The sequence below is a fragment of the Microbacterium sp. genome, from assembly GCF_052099035.1.
In the GTDB taxonomy this organism is placed as follows: Bacteria; Actinomycetota; Actinomycetes; order Actinomycetales; family Microbacteriaceae; genus Microbacterium.
In genome coordinates, this window is record NZ_JBQDSX010000050.1 from 1 (window position 1) to 20,652 (window position 20,652).

Annotated in this window: 19 protein-coding genes and 1 pseudogene; 11 read left to right on the forward strand and 9 right to left on the reverse strand. The window is 64.6% G+C overall.

The features are described 5' to 3' along the window. The 7 genes from polA to ACTIAO_RS13340 form a co-directional block, all read left to right on the forward strand. Positions 1-2,634, forward strand: a 2,634-nt coding sequence (gene polA / locus ACTIAO_RS13310; RefSeq protein WP_441906702.1) for a DNA polymerase I, incomplete at its 5' end; no start/stop codon positions are given. A 35-nt stretch (positions 2,635-2,669) separates the two neighbouring features. Beyond that, positions 2,670-4,343, forward strand: coding sequence for a DUF885 domain-containing protein (locus ACTIAO_RS13315; protein WP_441906703.1), 1,674 nt, complete (start codon positions 2,670-2,672; stop codon positions 4,341-4,343). Further along, a complete protein-coding gene (locus tag ACTIAO_RS13320; protein ID WP_441906704.1) occupies positions 4,340-5,689 on the forward strand; it encodes an MFS transporter in 1,350 nt (449 codons plus the stop codon). The genes ACTIAO_RS13315 and ACTIAO_RS13320 overlap by 4 nt, the downstream gene beginning before the upstream one ends. Before the next feature lie 34 nt (positions 5,690-5,723). Then, positions 5,724-6,476, forward strand: a complete 753-nt coding sequence (locus ACTIAO_RS13325) for an SGNH/GDSL hydrolase family protein (protein ID WP_441906705.1) — start codon at positions 5,724-5,726, stop codon at positions 6,474-6,476. Then, the gene (gene yczE / locus ACTIAO_RS13330; protein ID WP_441906706.1) at positions 6,473-7,099 is read left to right on the forward strand and encodes a membrane protein YczE; all 627 of its coding nucleotides are present in this window, start codon (positions 6,473-6,475) and stop codon (positions 7,097-7,099) included. The genes ACTIAO_RS13325 and yczE overlap by 4 nt, the downstream gene beginning before the upstream one ends. Beyond that, a complete protein-coding gene (locus ACTIAO_RS13335) occupies positions 7,096-7,761 on the forward strand; it encodes a formylglycine-generating enzyme family protein (protein WP_441906707.1) in 666 nt (221 codons plus the stop codon). Before yczE ends, ACTIAO_RS13335 begins: the two co-directional genes overlap by 4 nt. Positions 7,762-7,846: 85 nt before the next feature. After that, positions 7,847-8,110: a DUF6458 family protein gene (locus ACTIAO_RS13340; protein WP_441906708.1), complete on the forward strand. Its 264-nt coding sequence runs from the start codon at positions 7,847-7,849 to the stop codon at positions 8,108-8,110. A 6-nt stretch (positions 8,111-8,116) separates the two neighbouring features. On the opposite strand, the gene ACTIAO_RS13345 is transcribed toward ACTIAO_RS13340, so the two are convergent. Beyond that, positions 8,117-9,457, reverse strand: a complete 1,341-nt coding sequence (locus ACTIAO_RS13345; RefSeq protein WP_441906709.1) for an MFS transporter — start codon at positions 9,455-9,457, stop codon at positions 8,117-8,119. A 42-nt stretch (positions 9,458-9,499) separates the two neighbouring features. Beyond that, positions 9,500-10,480: a hypothetical protein gene (locus ACTIAO_RS13350; protein WP_441906710.1), complete on the reverse strand. Its 981-nt coding sequence runs from the start codon at positions 10,478-10,480 to the stop codon at positions 9,500-9,502. 133 nt (positions 10,481-10,613) lie between these two features. On the opposite strand from ACTIAO_RS13350, the gene ACTIAO_RS13355 reads away from it, so the two are divergent. After that, positions 10,614-11,036 carry a HEAT repeat domain-containing protein gene (locus ACTIAO_RS13355; protein ID WP_441906711.1) on the forward strand — a complete coding sequence of 141 codons (423 nt, stop codon included), beginning with the start codon at positions 10,614-10,616 and terminating at the stop codon, positions 11,034-11,036. Positions 11,037-12,125: 1,089 nt separating this feature from the next. Here the strand turns inward: ACTIAO_RS13355 and ACTIAO_RS13360 are convergent. The 5 genes from ACTIAO_RS13360 to ACTIAO_RS13380 all read right to left on the reverse strand — a co-directional run bounded on the left by ACTIAO_RS13360 (position 12,126) and on the right by ACTIAO_RS13380 (position 16,427). Next, positions 12,126-12,809, reverse strand: a complete 684-nt coding sequence (locus tag ACTIAO_RS13360) for an HAD family hydrolase (protein ID WP_441906712.1) — start codon at positions 12,807-12,809, stop codon at positions 12,126-12,128. 128 nt (positions 12,810-12,937) lie between these two features. Beyond that, entirely contained in the window at positions 12,938-13,750 is an 813-nt protein-coding gene (locus ACTIAO_RS13365; protein ID WP_441906713.1) for an AAA family ATPase, read from the reverse strand. After that, positions 13,750-15,123, reverse strand: coding sequence for a Mu transposase C-terminal domain-containing protein (locus ACTIAO_RS13370; protein WP_441906714.1), 1,374 nt, complete (start codon positions 15,121-15,123; stop codon positions 13,750-13,752). The genes ACTIAO_RS13365 and ACTIAO_RS13370 overlap by 1 nt, the downstream gene beginning before the upstream one ends. A gap of 7 nt (positions 15,124-15,130) precedes the next feature. Continuing rightward, entirely contained in the window at positions 15,131-15,727 is a 597-nt protein-coding gene (locus ACTIAO_RS13375) for a recombinase family protein (protein ID WP_441906715.1), read from the reverse strand. A gap of 259 nt (positions 15,728-15,986) precedes the next feature. Continuing rightward, positions 15,987-16,427: a MarR family transcriptional regulator gene (locus tag ACTIAO_RS13380; RefSeq protein WP_404474737.1), complete on the reverse strand. Its 441-nt coding sequence runs from the start codon at positions 16,425-16,427 to the stop codon at positions 15,987-15,989. 111 nt (positions 16,428-16,538) lie between these two features. On the opposite strand from ACTIAO_RS13380, the gene ACTIAO_RS13385 reads away from it, so the two are divergent. The 3 genes and pseudogenes from ACTIAO_RS13385 to istB all read left to right on the forward strand — a co-directional run bounded on the left by ACTIAO_RS13385 (position 16,539) and on the right by istB (position 19,630). Beyond that, on the forward strand, positions 16,539-17,687 hold the full coding sequence (locus ACTIAO_RS13385) for an MFS transporter (protein WP_441906716.1): 1,149 nt from the start codon (positions 16,539-16,541) through the stop codon (positions 17,685-17,687). 546 nt (positions 17,688-18,233) lie between these two features. After that, positions 18,234-18,830, forward strand: a pseudogene (locus tag ACTIAO_RS13390) (IS21 family transposase); the annotation flags it as partial. Next, positions 18,827-19,630 (forward strand): IS21-like element helper ATPase IstB, encoded by an 804-nt coding sequence (gene istB, locus ACTIAO_RS13395; protein WP_441906717.1) that lies wholly within the window; start codon positions 18,827-18,829, stop codon positions 19,628-19,630. The pseudogene ACTIAO_RS13390 and the gene istB, both read left to right, overlap by 4 nt. 57 nt (positions 19,631-19,687) lie before the next feature. Here the strand turns inward: istB and ACTIAO_RS13400 are convergent, their stop codons facing one another. Beyond that, a complete protein-coding gene (locus tag ACTIAO_RS13400; protein WP_113680638.1) occupies positions 19,688-19,993 on the reverse strand; it encodes a winged helix-turn-helix domain-containing protein in 306 nt (101 codons plus the stop codon). Beyond that, on the reverse strand, positions 19,990-20,445 hold the full coding sequence (locus tag ACTIAO_RS13405) for a hypothetical protein (protein WP_441906718.1): 456 nt from the start codon (positions 20,443-20,445) through the stop codon (positions 19,990-19,992). The genes ACTIAO_RS13400 and ACTIAO_RS13405 overlap by 4 nt, the downstream gene beginning before the upstream one ends. Positions 20,446-20,652 lie beyond the last annotated feature (207 nt).

Here is a 20,652-nt window from a genome sequence, read left to right on the forward strand (position 1 = left end):
GTGACGGACTCCGCAAAGCCTACCCTCATGGTCGTCGACGGCCACTCGCTCGCCTACCGTGCCTTCTTCGCCCTCCCGGTCGAGAACTTCACGACCAAGGACAATCAGCACACGAACGCCATCTACGGCTTCCTGTCGATGCTCGTGAACCTCATCAAGGCCGAACAGCCGACGCATCTGGCAATCGCGTTCGACACGTCGCGGCACTCGTTCCGTACCGACGAGTACCCCGAGTACAAGGCGACCAGATCCGAGTCACCGCAGGAATTCCGAGGACAGATCCCGCTGCTCCAGGAATGCCTCGCCGCGATGTCGATCCCCGTGCTCACGAAAGAGGGCATCGAGGCTGACGACATCCTCGCGACGCTCGCGCGCCAGGGATCGGAACAGGGCTACGACGTACTCGTCGTCTCGGGCGACCGCGACACGATCCAGCTGGTCAACGACGAGGTGACGCTGCTGTACCCGTCGGTGCAGGGGGTCTCTCAGCTCAAACGCTACGACCCGGTGACCGTGCAGGAGCGCTACGGGGTGCGCCCGGAGCAGTACCCCGACATCGCGGCCCTCGTCGGCGAAACGAGCGACAACCTCCCCGGCGTGCCGAAGGTGGGGGAGAAGACAGCGGTCAAGTGGCTCACGCAGTTCGGGTCCCTCGACGAGCTTCTCGAGCGAGCCGATGAGATCAAGGGCGTCGTGGGAGGAAACCTGCGCGACCACATGGACGATGTGCGTCGCAACCGCAAGCTCAACCGGCTCCTCACTGACGTCGAGCTTCCTGCGGGTCCCGCTGAGCTCATCGTGGCACCGGCCGATGTGCAGGCTATTCGCGATATCTTCGCCCGGCTCGAATTCCGTACGCTCCTGCCCCGTGTGTTCGATGCGATCGGCACGGGCGAAGACCCCGCCGACTCCGAACCGAGTGTCGAGCTGCCCACGCCCTCCGACACCACCGTCGCCGAGATGGTGGCCTGGCTCGATGCGAAGAACGAAGAGCGGGCGCTCACCCTCGTCGTCAATGGCGGCGAGGTTACTCGCATCGGTATTGCCACTCTCACTGAGCTCTTCGAGACGGACTGGTCCGCTGACACCGCTGACGCACTGCGTCCCTGGCTCGAATCCGACGCCCCGAAGGTCTTCAACGATGCCAAGTCTCAGGTGAAGGCCCTGCTGCGCGCCGGCATCCGCATCGGAGGTCTTTCCTACGACACGCTGCTCGCAGGCTGGCTATTGCGCCCCAGTCTGCCCGACAAGACGCTCGCGCACCTCGTCGACCGGTATCTCGGTGAGAAGCTCCCGGTCGCCGACCCGACGCAGCTGGTCCCGGAGACCGATGGTGCTACGCCGTCACAGGAGGCATGGTTCACTCTCCGCACCGCCGCAGCGCTGCGTGAGGACCTGCCGGAGTCCGTGGCGTCGGTCCTCGTCGATATCGAGCTGCCGACGCTGCTGGTGCTCGCCGACATGGAGATAACCGGTGTCGCGGTCTCGCACGACGTGCTCTCGACCTTCTCGGGCGAGCTGGCCAACCGTACCGATGGCCTTGCAACCGAGGCCTTCGCTCTCGTTGGCCGCGAGTTCAATCTGGGCTCGCCGAAGCAACTGCAGGAGGTGCTGTTCGAAGACCTCCAGCTCCCCAAGACTCGCAAGACCAAGACCGGGTACTCCACGGATGCCGCGGTGCTCGCAGATCTTCAGGAGAGTAACCCGCACCCGTTCCTCGATCTGCTGCTGCAGCACCGCGAAGCGACCAAGCTGCGTCAGATCATCGAGTCGCTCGACACGGCGATCAAAGATGACCATCGCATCCACACCACCTATGTGCAGACGGGCAGCCAGACCGGGCGACTCTCCAGTACCGACCCGAACCTTCAGAACATCCCCGTGCGCACCGAGGAGTCGCGACGCATCCGCAGCGCGTTCGAGGTCGGCGAGGGCTACGAGACCCTCCTCACCGCGGACTATTCGCAGATCGAGATGCGCATCATGGCGCACCTGTCCGGTGATGAGGGACTGATCGAAGCTTTCAACAGCGGCGAAGATCTGCACCGTTTCGTCGGTTCTCGCGTGTTCGGCGTTGCGCCGTCCGAGGTCACCTCGGCCATGCGCACCAAGGTCAAGGCAATGTCGTACGGCCTCGTGTACGGGCTGAGCGCCTTCGGCCTGTCGAAGCAGCTCCGTATCGAGCAGTCCGAGGCCAAGCAGCTCATGGTCGAATACTTCGCCCGATTCGGTGCGGTGCGCGATTATCTGCGCGCCTCTGTTATCAAAGCGAAGGAAGTCGGCTACACCGAGACGATCTGTGGGCGACGCCGCCCCTTCCCGGATCTCTCCAGCCCCAACCGGGTGCTGCGTGAGAACGCCGAGCGGGCCGCGCTGAACGCTCCGATCCAGGGGAGCGCCGCCGACGTCATGAAGATCGCGCTGTTCCGGATCCACGCCGATTTGAACGAAGCGGATATGCGCTCGCGCGTTCTCCTGCAGATTCATGACGAGCTGGTGGTGGAAGTCGCACCGGGGGAGTGGGATGCAACGGAGCAGATCGTCCGTTCACGGATGGAGGGGGCAGCCGACCTGACAGTGCCGCTGGATGTCCAGGTCGGGCGTGGGCAGGACTGGAACGAGGCAGCCCACTAACTGCGGGCGGCATGTGCGCCGCTACGCTGGGTGTCATGACGGCTACCCCGCGCACGCCCACCGCGATCGACAAGGTCGCTGAAGAGTGGGTCGACACCCTGGCAGATATCGATCCCACACTCGGCACGTACATCGGGCGTGATGACGGCAATGACCGTTACGGCGATCTGAGCCCTGAGGGGCATGAACGCTACATCACGGCTGTGCGCAGAGCACGTGCCGATCTCGTGTCGCTCACCCCGGCCAATGCCATCGACGAGGTGACGAAGGTCGATCTGCTGAGCGAGCTCGATCTGGAACTCGAGTTCGACGACGCGCAGTGGCATCTGCGCGATCTCAATGTGATCGCCTCCGCGGCGCAGGACGTGCGCCAGGTCTACGACCTCATGCCGACCTCGACAGCCGCTGACTGGGAGGTCGTGGCCAAGCGACTCGCCGCAGTGCCCGCCGCCCTGCGCGGCTATGCCGACACCCTTCGGCTTGGGCTCGAGAAGGGAATCGTTCCCTCACGACGGCAAGTGACAGAAGTTGCCGGCCAGATCGCTCGCTATACCGCCGATGACGGCTTCTTCGCCTCTTTCGTCGCAGATGCCGCCCCCGACGACGGCGGCCTGCCCGCATCTCTCGCGCGCGAGCTCGCTGACAGTGCCTCCGCTGCGCGCGTGGCCTACGACGAGCTGCAGACGTTCCTCGCCGGAACACTCGCGCCGGCAGCATCCGATGTCGACGCCGTCGGGCGCGATCTCTACGCATTGCATTCGCGGCGTTTCCTCGGCGCGAAGATCGACCTCGATGAGACGTACGAGTGGGGCCGCGAAGAACTCGCGCGCATGGTCGCCGAGCAGACTTCCATCGCAAACGAGATTCTCCCGGGCTCAACGGTCGAAGAGGCCGTGGCACACCTCGAGGCCGACCCCGCACGCAAGCTGCACGGGACGGACGCACTCCAGAAGTGGATGCAGGAGACAAGCGACCGTGCTGTCACAGAGCTCGCCGCCACGCACTTCGATATTCCAGAGAAGATCCGCACGATCGAGTGCATGATCGCGCCGACGCAGGAGGGCGGGATCTACTACACCGGCCCCACGGATGACTTCTCGCGCCCCGGCCGGATGTGGTGGTCGGTGCCCGAGGGCGTCACCGAGTTCGACACCTGGCGCGAGCTGACCACCGTTTACCACGAGGGCGTCCCCGGCCACCACCTGCAGATCTCGCAGGCGATCTACAACCGTGCCGAGCTGAACTCGTGGCGACGCTTGCTCGCCGGCACTTCCGGCCACGCGGAGGGCTGGGCGCTGTACGCCGAGCGTCTCATGCAGCAGCTCGGTTACCTCGATGACCCCGCGGACCGGCTGGGGATGCTCGACGGCCAGCGCATGCGGGCCGCCCGCGTCGTGCTCGACATCGGCGTCCACCTCGGCAAGGACCGGCTCGACGGCAGCGGCACGTGGGATGCCGGCTACGCGCTCGACTTCATGCGCCAGAACGTGAACATGTCGGACGAGTTCGTGCAGTTCGAAGTCAATCGTTATCTCGGCTGGCCCGGCCAGGCACCGTCCTACAAGGTCGGCCAGCGGATCTGGGAGCAGGTCCGCGACGACTATCAGGCGAAACAGGGTGCCGACTTCGACATCAAGCACTTCCACAAGCGCGCGCTCGACCTCGGCGGTGTCGGCCTGGACACCCTCCGCACCGCACTGCTCGCGTGACCGGCTCGGTACCCAGCCGGGCGAATCTCGGTACCCGGCTGGATGATCTGCCGTTCACACGCCGCCACCTGCGACTGCTGACCGGCTCGGGGCTCGGCTGGGCACTGGACGCGATGGATGTCGGACTCATCTCCTTCATCCTGGCGGCGCTCGCGCAGCAGTGGGACATCTCGAAGACGGAGAGCGGCTGGATCGCCTCGGTCGGATTCATCGGCATGGCGCTCGGCGCGAGTCTCGGCGGACTGCTCGCCGACCGCTTCGGCCGACGGCAGGTGTTCGCGATCACGCTGCTCATCTACGGACTCGCGACAGGAGCCAGTGCTCTCGCGGGCGGAGTGGCGATCCTGCTCGTGCTGCGCTTCTTCGTCGGTCTCGGGCTCGGCGCCGAACTCCCCGTCGCGTCGACGTACGTCAGCGAGTTCGCCCCAGCGCGCATCCGCGGCCGACTCATCGTCATCCTCGAGGCGTTCTGGGCGGTGGGGTGGACGGCCGCAGCGCTCATCGGCTACTTCGTCATTCCGGCATCCGCTGATGGCTGGCGATGGGCATTCGCACTCGGCGCGGTGCCCGCCGTCTACGCACTGGTCGTCCGATGGGGACTTCCGGAATCACCGCGCTGGCTCGCCTCCCGCGGCCGCATCAGCGAGGCAGAGCGGATCGTTGCGACTTTCGAGGCAGACGCGGGTATCGTCGCATCGCCGTCTCCTTCCGCTGAGCGACCAGCGCGTGCTCTCGCCGTATCCGCGCGAGCACGGCTCGGCACGCTGTGGTCCGCCGAATTCCGTCTGCGAACCCTGTGCATCTGGCTGGTGTGGTTCTGCGTGAACTTCGCCTATTACGGCGCATTCATCTGGATCCCCAGCATCCTCGTCGATGCGGGTTACGACCTCATCCGCTCCTTCGGCTTCACGCTCGTGATCACGTTGGCGCAGATACCGGGATATGCCGTCGCGGCGTGGCTGATCGAGGTATGGGGGCGGCGTCTGACGCTCTCGGTATTCCTCGTCGGATCCGCAGCGTCAGCGGTGCTGTTCGGAACCGCGAGCGGCGATGCCGCGATCATCGGCTCCGGCATGGCGCTGTCCTTCTTCAATCTCGGTGCCTGGGGTGCGCTGTACGCGGTGACGCCGGAGATCTATCCGACTTCTCTGCGCGGTACCGGTTCAGGATGGGCCGCAGGGGTGGGGCGCATCGCCTCGATCATCGCGCCGCTGCTGGTGCCGGTCCTGCTCGGCATTGGGGGAGCACCACTGCTGTTCGTCGTGTTCGCTGCGTTCTTCGTCGTGGCCGCTGTCGCGGCATGGGGACTGGTTGATCGTCGAGGACAAGCGCTCGACGACCGGTGACGCCGCCGCGCCCAGAGGGGAATAGGCTGGGTCGGTGAGTGCTGTCAGATTCGTGGCGATCGGTGACTCGTTCACCGAGGGCGTCGGTGATGAGCTTCCCGACGGTCGTGTGCGCGGCTGGGCTGATATCGCTGCTCAAGGATGGGCGGATGCCGTAGGGCACCCGATCCAGTACGCGAACTTTGCGATCCGTGGCAAGCTCGCCTGGCCGATCGTTGAGGAGCAGCTCGAACCTGCGCTCGAACTGGGACCGACGCACCTGTCCTTCAACGGCGGCGGCAACGACGTGATGCGGCCCCGCACCGATGTCGAGCACATCGCTGACACCTTCTCCCGGGTGCTGCGCCGCTGCGATGAGCAGGGCGTCACGCTGATCGTGCTGTCGGGCACCAACCCCGCCGGACAGCTTCCGATGGGATCCCTCATCCAGCGCCGCGGCGATGCTCTCTCCGAGGCAGTCGTGCGTCGGATCGATGGTCGTGATGATGTCATCCGCGCCCTCAATTGGCCCGATCGCGAACTCTCTGCCGGAGCGTACTGGTCTGAGGATCGCTTGCATATGAACGCGAACGGTCACCACCGCGTCGCCGCGCGCGTCTTGAATGCCCTCGGGTACGAGCCTCCCAGCGAATGGTGGGCGCCCGCAGAGCGCGTCGCCGGTGGCTCGGGCTTCGCCTACTACCGGCAGCACGTCGGGCCGTGGGTGAAGCGCCGCATCACGCGCACGTCTTCCGGTGACGGACGGACCGCCAAGTACCCCACCTGGGTGGAACGAGTCCCGCAGTGAACCGCGCGCGCGGTCGACGACTACCACGCCGGATCGCGCAGCTACTGATCGGTCTGTTCCTCTACGGGATCGGCATCGCGTTCATGATCCGCGGCGAAATCGGTGCTGCCCCCTGGGATGTGCTCTCGCAGGGCATCGCGCTGCACGTGCCCCTCTCATTCGGCGTGATCACGATCCTCACGAGCGTCGTGGTGCTCGTGCTCTGGCTCCCACTGCGCCAGCGATATGGCGTGGGCACGGTATTGAACGCTCTCCTGGTCGGCCCCTCCGCCGATGTTGGGCTCTTCCTCATTCCGCCCGGGCAGGTTCTCTGGTTGCGCATCTGCTTCTTCGTGATCGGGCTGCTGGTCCTTGCCGCTGCCACCGGGCTCTACATCGGGGCGCACTTCGGACCCGGCCCCCGCGATGGCCTCATGACCGGGCTGCATGCGCGCACGCGCCGGCCGATCTGGATCGTTCGTACCGGCATTGAGATCGTCGTGGTCGCGGTCGGATGGTCGCTCGGCGGCAACGTCGGCATCGGTACGCTCGCTTTTGCTCTCCTCGTCGGACCGCTCTGCCAGTACTTCATGCGGATCTTCGCGATTCGCCTCCCTGCGAAGCCCCAGGCCGCATCGGCGTGACCGATATCGAGATGGCCCGGCTCCCGGGCGGTAGCGTGACCCTGCACGACGCGCGACGCGAAACCCACCGCACGATGAACCTCGAGCCCTTCGCGATCGGCGTATACGCCGTCACTCAGGAGCAGTTCGCTGAAGTGCTCGGCATCATGGGGGAGCATCCTCGCCGACCGGCATCCGACCTCAGCTGGTTGCGTGCAATCCGCTTCTGCAACGCCGTATCCGAATGGGAGGGACTCGACCGGGCATACTCCTTCGATGGCGAAGACGTCACCTGGGATCTCGACAGCGACGGCTATCGGCTGCCCACCGAGGCGGAGTGGGAGTACGCGTGCCGCGCAGGATCGAACGCACCGCACTACGGTCCACTCACAGAGATCGCGTGGACAGCGGCTGACGGCACGACGTCGCCGCAGAATGTCGGCGGGAAGCTGCCGAATCTGAATGGCCTCTTCGACACGCTCGGCAACGTCTGGGAGTGGTGCTGGGACGTTCTTGATCCTGCCCAATATGACGGTTATCGCGTCTTCCGCGGCGGAGGCTACGCCGATGATGCCTGGAGCGTGCGTGCTTCTGTCCGGCGCGGGGGAGCCCCTCGGATGCATCATGACGATGTTGGCATGCGTCTCGCACGAACGGTGACACCCCTGTCAACCCGTTGCTGAAAATAGAGATTTCCTGTCAGTATCGAGTTGTCACGGGGCTTCGGCCCCGTATGCGTGCCGACCCGCGGCACCGGAAAGGGAGACCATGAGCATCGGTACTGGAATCGTCTTGTTCGTGATCGGCGCAATTCTCGCGTTCGCTGTGAATATTCAAGTCGAATGGGCGAACCTCGACATGATCGGGTACATCCTGATGGGCGCAGGCTTCCTCGTCTTCATCATCGGCATCGTCCTGGTGGCCCGCCGTCGCCAGACGAATACGGTTACCCAGACCTCTGTCGATCCTGCATCGGGATCGCAGACCACGCGCCGCTCGACCAGCGCTCCCGACGACGCGGCAGGTCTCTGACGCGTTCTAGGTGGACCGTGAGCGCCGTGTGCGCTCACGGTCCAATCCCATGCGGATCCTCGTGCGCTTGCGCTCGATGAGGATGAAAGTCACCCCGAGCAACCACAGCGGCACCTGCGTGAGGAATGCGAGCCGGAAGGCGCTCAACGAATAGGTGTCCGGAGTTCCCGCCCCTTGCAGGTCGAGCGCGAGTCCGATGAGGAACACAGCAGTGAGCGCCGCGATGAACCCGCCCGCGTTCGTGAGGCCTGTCGCCGTACTGAGGCGGTGGGCCGGGTTGTGCGTACGGGCATGATCGAACGCGATCATGGATGCTGGGCCGCCGGTGGCGAGGGCGATCGCAAGCAGATACAGCAGCCACAGCGGCGCGGGCCCCGGGTAGACGATGACCGCTACCCAGGCGATCAGCTGAACGGCGACCGTCGGAAGAACGAGCGCCACAGATCGTCGATTCGGATTACGGCGGGAAAGTTCTCCCAGCACTGGTCCGAGAAACATGCCGAAAGCGACATATACCGAGATCAGGGTTGCTGCTTCGGCGGGGGAGAGGCCCTCTCCTGCCGTCAGGAATGGCATTCCCCACAGCAGAACGAATGCAGTCCCGGCGAACGGGGTTGCGAAGTGGGACCAGAATGCCAGACGGGTACCGGGATGCGCCCATGCCGCGCGGATTCCGACACCGGTGTCGATGGCGGATGTGACCACGCGCACCACACCGGTATCCGTGTTGATCGTCACATCGGCTTGTACTTCGGGCGGGTGGTTGCGGATGACGGCGAAGACGAGGATAGCGAAGAGGATGCCGAGTCCGGCGATGCTCCCGAAGGTGATCGTCCAGGTGGTGGCGTGCAGCAGCGCTGCGACCGGGATGAGGGCGACAAGCTGTCCGGACTGACCGATGACGCCGGTCAGCTGCACCATCAGCGGGCCGCGCTGTGCGGGGAACCAGGTGGCGACCAGACGCAGCACCGCGGGGAAAACCATAGCGTCGCCAGCGCCGAGCAGCACGCGCGCGACGATCGCGATTCCGATGCTGGGGGAGATCGCCATGGTCAGCTGGCCCGCCGCCATCAGCACCATTCCGAGCGTGATGATCGGGCGTGCACCGTATCGGTCGAGGAATACCCCAACGGGGATCTGCATGCCGCCGTAGACGGCGAGCTGCACGACGGCGAAAAGGGAGAGCGTCGCGGCATCCGCATGGAAGCGCTCTGCGGCATCCACACCGACTGCGCCGAGCGACGTGCGGTTCGCGATCGCGAGGACGTACGCAGCGACGCCCACGGACCAGATCAACCAACCGTGCCATCCCGGCGTCGAGGCGGGGGAGCGGGTGGAGTCGGGCACGCTTCTATGCTACTCCGGTGGCGATCCGCTAAAGACGCGTGACTAGCGTGACGGCATCCCTGGGTATCCGGGTGGCGTGAGCCACACGTGAGCGGTGACGACCTTTCGTCCGCTTGCCTGGGCGTTGCGCAGAGATGGTCCGTTGTCTGGGTGGATGTGTCCCCAGAGCACGTCGTCCAGTGTCGAAGGCAGCTCCCGGGAGAGTCGCTGCAGGGCCGCGACGCCGATCTGCTGTCCTCGGTAGGCAGAATCGAGGGCGATCTCCTGCATGCAGAAACCCGTGAATCCGTAGGCGTCGTCACGTTCGGCGGCGAGGATGCCCGCCGAGGCGCCGTCTACCCGAATGTCGAAGAGAAGGCCCTGCTCAGCTGCATCCTCTAACGATTCGGCGTCCGCCGGCGTCGCCCATTGACCGAGGTCGGGCCGAGACTGTGTGAGTTCGTCATAGATCGCGCGCACGCGTTCCGCAGCCTGGTCGGGGTCGTAGCGGACCAGGGTCACATCGTCGTAGCGGTCGGCTGGCACCTGTTCGTTCATTTCTTTGACCGGACGACCGACGATGAGGAGGTCGGGCGTGATGTGCGCAGCATCCGCAGCTGACTGGTCGAGTATTCGAAGGTTTCGATCCGGGTCCGGAAGGTTCACCCGCAAGCACAGGGGAGCGAAGTCGGTGAAGTGCGGCAGCACTTCGCTGAGCGCCGCAATTCCGTGTGGAGTCGGGAGAAGTGATGTTGCGATCACGTCGACGAACGGCTTCTGGATGTCTTGCCCGCGAAACCGGATGCCGACGATGGCCCAGTGTCCGTTGGAGAGCTCAACTCGTCGGTTGGCCCAGGCGAGAGGATCATCGATCGGCAGCTGAACCATGTCGCGGAACTGGCCACCCCACTCGGCGTCGCCCACGAGTGCGAGGCTGGGCTGCAGCCATTCCGACACGTTCTCTTGCCACCGTGGCGACCAATCCTTGATCTGTGTGGAAATCCACTGGTCGGAGGCTTCTGTCGCGAGCTCAAGACTTGTCATCACAGGTGAGCCTAGCAATGGCGCTGCCTGGTCCGCGGTGGCACAGTGGAACGATGGACGCAGTAGAGGCGATCACCAATCTGCACACCGATGACATCGTTCGTGAACGAACGGATTCCGGTACGGTCGTCCCATGTTTCCCGCGCCCTACCGTCGGCTGACCCCGGCGGAGAACGCCCGCCACGCCGTCGAGCTGTTCGGCCGCGATGTGGTGGTGGACTGGTGCGAGGCGCTCCTGAGCGGTGTCGCGACCGATGATGACCCGCGATACCCGGACATCGCATGGCTCAAAGGGCACATCGGCTGGCCAGCGTACTGGTCGCGTGTCTGGGGAGCGCGGGGACTCCTGCATATCGGTCCGCCCACGCGTCCGCTGCTTGTGGTCGATGCTCTGAGGGACGATGCATGGCGCGTGCGCGAAATGGCGTTGAAGGTCATCGTCCGCCACGAACTCGACGACCCGAGCGGGCGCGTCGCAGAGAGGCTCGAGGATCCGGTGGAGCGTGTCCGACAGCAGGCGATGCGAACGCTGGGCGTTCCACCGTCCGCACGGTGAGGGTCCGCTTTCTACAGAGCTGGGGAAGTGCTATCCACTACTTCACGATTGTGAGAAGCTCACGTAGAGTGGTTCCTACTGGTGACCCGGCGTGATCAAGACCGGCGTATTTGGGCGCCGGCATCCGCTGCATCCCGCTGAGAGACCTCACCGCAAACGATCGTTTACGGGGTGATCCAGCACCAGGACTCGGAATGCCTGCCGCAAACGCTCGTCATAACCCCCAAACGGCAGGGGTTTTCGGCTGGTTTCGCGGAAACGCCATGGGACCCGTCCCCTCGTGGCGGCGTGACGGCAGGTGTCGCGCAACGCTTCGGCTATGGGACGCCCCGTCGGACCATACTTGCGAGACAGCCGAAGACGACCGTTATCGGCTACCCAACCCGCGGCAGCTGCGATGCGAGCGCACCAAGTACCTCGACGTCATACCGGCCCTCGCTCCGCATTGTTCGCAGATCCTCCACGCCCGCCGTTGGAAGCCCCCGTATGACGGTCCCGGGTCGTAGGCGTTCGAGTACCTCGTACCACTCTTGCAAGGGCTCACGTAGTCGAACATGCAGTTCAAAGGAGCGGCGGGATCGTGTGAGATCGCCGTCCTTCTGAATCCTCAGAATCGCTTCATCCGGCGCTGTCAACAAGACAGCGTCTGCGAAACCAATTCGCCGCGAGAGCATCGCTTCGCGGACCGCATCGAGTTCACAAAGGAACCGGGAGATGGAGGCTGCGCCGATACGAGCCAGGCACCATGAGTAATGCAGTTTGAGAGGATCGCTATCGCAGACTGCGACCCCAGACCGTTCCTCAAGAGCGATCGCTTGTGCCCAACGATCTGCGTTGACTTCTGTCCAGTACTTCGCTTGGACCGTTGGGGCGCTTCCGTCGGGCTCTAGTCCGGTGGGTTTGTATTCCTCGACGAACTCAGGCACCGTCGCCCGACACCACGTCGTCTTTCCTGCTGCGCTGGGACCTTCAACCGCCACGATCACCAAACGATCGTACGTCGCTCGCCGTCGCCATCTGGCAGCGCGCTAATGGATGCGGCGCGCACCATCACGGGAATAGGGAATGGCGCTTCGAGATTTCGCTTTGCTAGAGCCTCACAGCCAGTGCGGAGTGAACGGTCTCCGCCAGACTCTCGCTACCTTCTCGGTAGCGTTCGATCAACTTCGCCTGCATACCCGCGGCGCGTGCGCCAGCGATGTCCTGCCGAGGATTGTCACCGATGAAGAGACACTCACTAGGCACCACGTCGAGCTTCTCAGCGAGAATCTCGAAGGCTTCACGGCTGGGTTTCTGCACTCCGATCTTCTCCGAAATGCAGATGACGTCAACCGCGTCGTAGAGTCCGGTCACCTTCAGCTTGTCCAGCTGTTGCTCCTCGCTCCCGTTGGTGAGGATGCCGAGTCGAAGGCCTTGGCGACGCAATGAAGCTAGTACGTCGAGGACGTCCGGGAAGGCTCGCCATGCCGCCCGATATGCGCTCAGATACTCCGCGAAGAGAAGGTCGAGTGGGCGCGGGTTCTCATCGACAGTGATACCGAGCGCTGGGAGCACGGCCAGGAGCCGGCGTCGGCGCTGCTCTTGAAAAGTGATGAGCCCCGCGCGCCATCGCTCGTACTCAGTTTCTTCAGATGCGAACCATAGCTCTCGTGCAGCCGTGGATGGACGCGCACCGAGGGAAGAGAGGAATAGATCCACGGCAGTACTGGCGGCACCATGATGGTCGAACAGAGTGCCATCGAGGTCAAATCCCACTGCCTGAACGTCGGTCACGCCACCAAAGCTAACTCAGCTATTGGCATCCGCCAGAAACGATCGTTTACGGCAGGGCTGTCGACGACCCTGCCCAGGTGTGTGGAGTTCAGCGCTCTCTGGCGGTGGTCTTTGATCGCTTCGTGTCGCTAGTTGCCGATGACGAGGATGCTGGCGGCGGCCTCGATGACGTCGTCGGTGATGGTGTCGAGCTGGTTGATCTTCAGTACCCGGTTGATCTGGGGGAAGAGTCGTTCGAGGAGGCAGAAGTTGCCGCGGGTGATGCGCTCGATGGCGGCGATCGCTTGCGCGTCGGTGAAGTCGTCAGGATCGAGGATCTTGCCGAGTCGCTTCCAATGGCGGTCCAGGACGAACAGGAGTTCTTCGCGTCCGAGGGTCCGGTAGTGGTGTGAGAATCCGAGGCGGCTGTAGAGCTGCGGATAGTGACGGAATCGTTCGTCAATGCCGGGCATGCCGATCAAGATCATCGCGAGGTGGGTGCGGTCGTGCTGGTCCCGCAGAAGCTCCAGTGCCGTGGGAGTGAGCCGTTCGGCTTCGTCGATGATCAGCAGCTCGACGAGGCGGGTGACGTCCTTGTGCCTGACCGACTCTGCCTCAGGCATTAGGGAGCGAAGGTGCTCGTCGGCGCAGATGCCGACCTTGATCTGCCAGTGCATGACCTCGGTCATGAGGTCTTTGGGCCGGCAGAGGACTTCTGGCGTGTAGAAGACAGTGCGGGATCGGTTGGCGAGGGCGTAGTGCTTCGCGTCGTGGTCTCCGCGGGGACCCCACTCGTTGATATAGGCCTCGAGGGCGTCCCAGTTCGCGTAGCGGCGGGCGGAGTTCGTTTTCCCGACGCCGGCAGCGCCGTGGCAGATCCCGATCGTTTTCTCTTTCCGCACGGCGTTGGCGAACTCGGTGAAGCGTCGGTGTTCTTTGGTGACGATGAATGCCTGGTTCATCACTCGTCCTCTTCGTAGGTGCGGAGCTTCGGCCGTCGCTTCGTCGGTTCGGGGCCGCGAGGTTCCTCGCGTGCGGCAACGGTCGGGATGCGATCGTTGATGGCTCGCCGCAATTGCTTGCGGCGGCCCCGGCGAGCGGTTTCGATGTCGCGGAGGCTGAGGCGAAGGTTGGGGTGGGCTTCATCGATGGCGGTGCAGATGAAGGTGTCCCTGTCGTAGACGCGGATCTCGGAGATGTCGCGGGGGTCGTACCGGATGGTGATGGTGTGCCCAACGAACGGGGCGAGAGTCGGGGCGAGGTAGCGCTGGCCTTGAAAGTGGATGCCGTCGCGTTGCACGACCCGGTTCTTCGGAACAGTAAGGAGCAGCCCGTCGAGTTCTTGAAGGCTGTCGGGCATACGGGGCAGCCACCCGTCGGCGACCCATGCGTTCCGCGGCGAGGTCCCTAACTCGCTGTGGGTCCGGTCGTTGTAGGTGCCGATGAATTCGCCGATCGCACGATCGAGCCCTGCGAGGTCGAGGACAGGCGTTGGTGTCCGGCTGCCGGGTCCGAGGTGGCCGGGTAGCGTGGCCAGGAGTTCGGTGTTGATGGTGCCGAAGAACCTCTCGATCTTTCCTCGCCCTTGGGGTCGACCGACGGTCGAGTGGATGATCCGGGTGTGCAGGGCGAGAGCGGTCCGCTCGAGGTGGTGGCTGATGAAGTCGGAGCCGTGATCGACGTGCAGGATGTCGGGGATGCCGCACATCGCCCACGCTGGGTCTGTCTTTCGCCAGATCGCCTGCCGAAGAGCGAGGGCAGTGTTGATGGCTGAGGGGGCGCCGGTGAAGACCATGTATCCGCAGATGGCGCGGGAGTAGTCGTCCATCACCGTGGTCAGCCAGGGGCGGTCGGGTTTTCCGTCGGCGCCGACGATGAGGATGTCGAGTTCGGTGTGATCGGATTGCCAGGTTTGGTTGGGCTGTCCCGCGCGGCGGCGGAAGACGAGCTCGTGCTTGTCCCGATACGAGACCGGCCCTTCAAGTGCCAGGGTGACAAGGGCAGGATCGAGTGCTTGGACAATTTGCCGTACGGTCGCATAGCTCGGTGACGGCAGCTCGTGCGCTTGCGCATCCGCGATGGCAAGACGATGCAGCGTGGCGACACTGGGCCGTGGCCGAGTGAGCGCCAACCGCTCGACGAAAGCGACCGTCTCGGCCGAGGTTCGGCGGACACCCTTGTCTGTGCGCGCATGAGGGTCGAGGGCTGCGACGCCGCCTACTCGGTAGAGCTGGTGCCAGCGTTGCAAAGTTCGGCTGGAGATCCCGGTCTCCCGGGCGAGGATCTGGTCCTCGACATGCAGCCGAAGAATATGCCACCGCTTCGCCGCATCCACGAGTCTCCTACACGGTGGTGCTCTCGCGCGCCGCGAGGGCCTGCTGGTGGCGGTACAAAGTGGCCCGGCTCCATCCGACAAGCTTTGCAGCATCCTCCGCAGTGCGGCCCTTCGCCCGGGCTTCCGTGACGAGCTTGAGTTTGTCGGCGACGACGACGGGATCTGACAGGGGCCGGCCGAACTTGGTACCGCCGTTCCGGGCAGCCGTGATTCCGGCGTTCACACGCTCGGTGATCAGTTCGCGTTCGTATTCAGCCAACGTGGCGAGCATGTTCAGCATCAACCGGCCGGAGGTCGTCGACGGGTCGATCCCGTCCGAGATGCTCTTCAACTGCACGTCCCGCTCCCGGAGCAGCTTGACCGTGTTGAGAACATCGATGAGTGACCGCCCGAGTCGATCGACCCGCCAGACGACGACCGTGTCACCGGGCTTGGCGTACTCGAGCAGTTTCTTCATCCCGGGGCGCGAGATCGCAGTCCGGCTGCCCGAGGTGACGTCGGCGAAAATGTCACGCTCCTGGACACCCGATTTGACCAGGGCGTCGACCTGCAGTTTCGCGTCTTGGCTTCTGGTGCTGACCCGTGTGTACCCGAGATGTCTCACCGGGCCATTCTGCCTCAATATCTGCTAGAAGCGGCGGAGGAAAGACACTTTGTGGTAAGACATGTTTCCAAGACAAATCGCGTCCCGGAAATCTGCCACATGTTCCTGCAGCTCGGGAGAGGTGTTGCATGCCTCGGAAAGCTTTTGTTTTCCGAGACGTGACGATGTTGCAGATTAGGCTCCCTCGCGGGACCGGCTTGCGGCGTCTGACGCCGCGTTCGTAGTTTTGCCGAGTGAAGAGTCTGGTCTCGGGCCGGCGTCATGTCTCGTCGATGGTGGCGGTGACCTGTTGGATGGTGGCGACGGCCTGGTCGATGGCGGCGATCATGGCGTCGTATTGGGGGTGCTCCTCGGGGCGGAGGCTCTCGGCGATCGCGTCCAGGTAATCCCAGTAGTAAGTCTGGAGGCAGGCTGTTCCGGCCTCGGTCAGGCGAATCAGGACTGTGCGCTTGTCGGTCGGGACCGCGGACCTGGTGGTCCAGCCCGCGGCCTCGGTTTCTTGGAGTAGGCGGGTCATGTTGGGGATCTTGACCAGAGCCTTCTCCGCGAGGGCGGTCACCCGGGCCGCTCCGCCGAGCTCTTCAAGTGCGTACAAGACGTGCAGGTGGGCCCGCCTAAGGCCGTCGGGGAGATCCCGATAGACCTGCACCCCGCGGCATGCCCGCCACAGAGCATCGATGACCTGCTGGGTCGTCGCCATGTCGCCACCTCCTATCCGACCTGTGTGATCAAGGCTACTATGAGGAATAACTATGCGACATAACTAGTTGAATAAGTAGTGACAGCGAACCGATATAGCAGGAGGCAAAGGATGGCGAACAGGCAGCGTGAGTCATCGATGGCCGAGGGCGTGCTGAGTCCTCGGTTCCGCGCGCTGGCAATCGGTCTGGTGACACTGGTTGCCGCCGCCGCGTTCTCCCGCCTGGGGGTCAGCACGGCCCTCCCGGCCGCCGCTGAGGAGCTCGGTGGCCTGGCCTTGTATGGATGGGTGTTCACCGCGTTCACGCTGGCCAACATCGTTGGTCTCGCGGTCGCGGGGCCGGTCTTCGACCGATTCGGCATCGTCAGGCCGCTAGCCGTGGGAACGGTCAGCTTTGCCGGCGGCCTGCTCATCTCGAGCCTGGCTCCGACGATGTCGGTGATCGTGCTCGGCCGCGTATTTCAGGGTTTGGGTGCTGGTGCACTGTCGGTGGCGGCGTACTCGGCGATCGGGAAGGGCTTCCCGGACCAGATCCGGCCCAAGATGCTTGCCCTGAATGCTAGCGCCTTCACCATCCCGAGTCTGGTGGGCCCGGTGCTCGCCGGGCTGATCGCGGAGACGCTCACCTGGCGGTGGGTCTTCGGGATCCTCGTCCCGTTAGCTCCGCTGGCCGCGTTCCTGGTCCGCCGACCACTCGGACGCATCGACCGGCAAGCCACGCGGACCACCGAGCCAGGGGTCGCGCCCAGCGAGAACCGCCGCACGCTGCTGCGAGGGCTCGGCTGGGGCCTGGTCCTGAGCGTCGGGCTCGGTGCGGTGCTGATCGCACCCAACCTGCCGGTGCAGTGGGCGCTTGTGGCTCTCGTGGTCGGCCTGCCCTTCGCCTATCTCGGGGTCCGGCGGGTTCTGCCTGCCGGGACGCTCACCGCGCGTCGAGGGCTCCCGGCGAATGTGGTGTTCGCAGCCGCCTTGTCCATGGCGTTCTTCACCGCAGACCTGTTCATTCCGCTCGCCCTTACCAGCGTGCGAGGGATCAGCGCTACACTCGCCGGGATCGTCCTGACCGCAGGCATCATCGGGTGGACCGCCGGCGCCTATGCCCCCGCCCGGCTCCTGAAGTGGGGCATGACCAAGGGGGGCATCGCGCGCCTCGGAGCGATTCTCGTCATCGCGGGTTTGACGGTGATCGGTGCCGTGATCCTCACCACCGTCCCCGTCCCCGTCCCCGTCGCCGCCGTGGGCTGGATCATCGCCGGGTGACTCTGTCACTCTGATTTGGCCCAGGGATGTCGCTTTGGTCTGGCCCATGTTGCGACGCGCCGGGGTGTTCATGTCGGTTTGATTTGGCCCACCCCCGCCACGGTGGTCCTCAGTCGGTTTGTTTCGAGTGAGGAGGGCCAGTTGGGGTCCAGGGTGGATTTGTACGCCGAGATACGACGCGCGGCGCGAGTCGAGGAGCTGTCCGTGAACGCGTTGGCGAAACGGTTTCGGGTGCATCGTCGGACGGTGCGTCAAGCGTTGGCGTCTCCGGTCCCGCCGGGCCGGAAGGTTCCTGAGCGGCAGGCTCCGAAGCTGGGCGCGTTCCAGCTGCTGATCGACGGATGGTTGCGGGAGAACCTCACCGCGCCGAAGAAGCAACGGATGACGGCGACGCGGATGCACTCCCGCCTTCTTGACGAGCACGCTGCCGATGTCTCCTACGCCGCGGTCCGGGACTATGTCGCCAGGCGGCGACGGGAGATCGTGATCGAGGCGGGTCGGATTCCGGAGGTCTTCGTCCCGCAACTGCACGCGCCTGGCGCGGAAGCGGAGGTCGCCATTTTCGACGGGCGGGAAGAGGCCGCCCGCCATGAGCGGGTCGTCGCCCGCGGCGGAGAATCGATCGTGTTGGATCACTACCTCGAAGTCCTTCGCCATAAGCCCGGCGCTCTGCCGGGATCGACCGCGCTCGCTCACGCACGCGAGTCCGGGACGTTCACCACCGCGCACGAAGCGTTCTGGCAGGAAACCAGGAAGGTCAACGGTGACAGCGCGGGCACGAGAGAGCTCATCGAGGTGCTTCTCCTACATCGGAGTATGCGAGCTGCGGACGTGATCGCCGGGATCAGGGCCGCTCTCTCGGTCGGCGCGGTCACCGCGGACGTCGTCGCGGTCGAGGCACGCCTACATGGCAGCGGGGCCACATGGGAGCGACATCCCGTTGCACCTCAATCACACGTCGAGCACAGGGTTGTCAGTCTCACCCAACGCCGCCTCCGCGACCCGCAGGCTGTGATCGCCGGCCTCCCGCCCGACAAACGCCCGTTGCCGTCCGTCACCCACTACGACGAGCTCCTGCAGCGCCGCCTCATCTTCACCGATCCCACTGCCACTGATGAAAGAGAAGGAACGACGAACACATGAGCACCACCACACCCGTCACCACGACCCTGCGCCGACGGCGCGGCATGACAGAAGAAGCCGCCGCGGCCGCAGTCGACCAAGCTTGCCGCAGACTCCGGTTACCCACGATCCGCGCGGTCATGGACGAAGCAATCCGTGTCGCCGGACACGAGCAGCTCTCCTACCAGGGCTTCCTCGCCGAACTCCTCCTCGCTGAATGCGACGACCGGGACCGCCGCTCCACCGTCCGCCGCGTCGCAGGAGCGGGGTTCCCCCGCCAGAAATGGCTCGGGGACTTCGACTACGACGCGAACCCGAACATCAACCCCGCGACCATTCACACCCTCGCAACAGGCGACTGGGTCCGCCGCGGCGATCCGCTCTGCCTCATCGGAGACTCCGGCACCGGCAAATCCCATCTCCTCATAGGGCTCGGCACTGCCGCAGCCGAGAAGGGCTACCGGGTGAAATACACCCTCGCGACGAAACTGGTGAACGAGCTCGTCGAAGCCGCCGACGAGAAACAACTCGCGCGCACGATCGCCCGCTACGGCCGCGTTGATCTGCTCTGCATCGACGAGCTCGGATACATGGAACTCGACCGCCGCGGCGCCGAGCTCCTCTTCCAAGTCCTCACCGAACGAGAAGAGAAGAACTCCGTCGCGATCGCCTCCAACCAGTCTTTCTCCGGCTGGACCGACACCTTCACCGACCCACGCCTCTGCGCCGCGATCATCGACCGGCTCACCTTCAACGGCACCATCATCGAGACCGGCACCACCAGCTACCGGCTCGCCCACACCCGCAACCAAAGCAGCTGACGCGCCCGTGGTCCGCACCGACGAGCGAGAGCAGCGAAATCCTCAGGGGAGAATCGCCTACGTTGACGAGGGAGGAGACGTGGCGGCTCCTGCGAGGCGCTGGAGCTCGGCGAGATGGGCACGGAACGCTGCTCGACCGTTCATCGTGAGACTGAACCAGGTGCGGCGCCGGCCAGAGCTGACACCCTTGCGAACGGTGACGTATCCTGCCTCTTCGAGCGCCTTTGCGTGCTTGGAGAGAACGGAATCCGCGACTCCGATGCGATCACGCGCGAAGCTGAATTCGACATCCTCTACGGCCGCAAGCATCGCGCAGAGCTGGAGTCGCGTCGGATGGTGAATCCGCTCATCGAGCCCGCTCACGCGACGTTCCGTGCTGCAACGCGCTCCCGCTTCCACACGAGCGCCCAGAGCCGACTGGCCGCGAACGCAACCGCCGCCGCGATGCTACCTGCGGTGAGCGCGACCCACAGCACGGGCATCGCCCACGCCCAGAACATCAAGCCCAGGAGTGGGACGAGCATTGCAAACGTGACCCACCGCGCCCGCCGAGGAGAGTAACCGCTGAGCCACCACCCCAGCCGACGCCGCCACCAGACCATCAGAGCGATGAGCGCGAGCACGACGACGATGGTCGCGAACGGGCGGATTGTCAGCGGCAGCGCCTGCGCCCCGACAAAAACGCCGCAGACGATGCTGAAGAGCACGTCGTAAGTCAATGCGAACCCACGAGGCGGATCCAGATGATCCTGGGCCTGTCCGATAAGGGCCAGATCCTCCGCGGGGGTGTTCTGCGGCCGGTTTGAGCTTTCCATACCGGAAAGCATAGAGCATACTTTCCGAGTTGGAAAGCAGGCTCACGTGGGCCAGTTCAGAGCGACATCCCTGGGCCACTTCAGCTTGACATAGCCAGCCGGGCTCGGCGCCGGTCTCGGTTTCACGATCAACTCCATCGCCGTCCTCGATAATGCCGCTGGCACGGTCGGGCGCGCCTCATCGCAGATGGAGCTCGGCAACCAGGC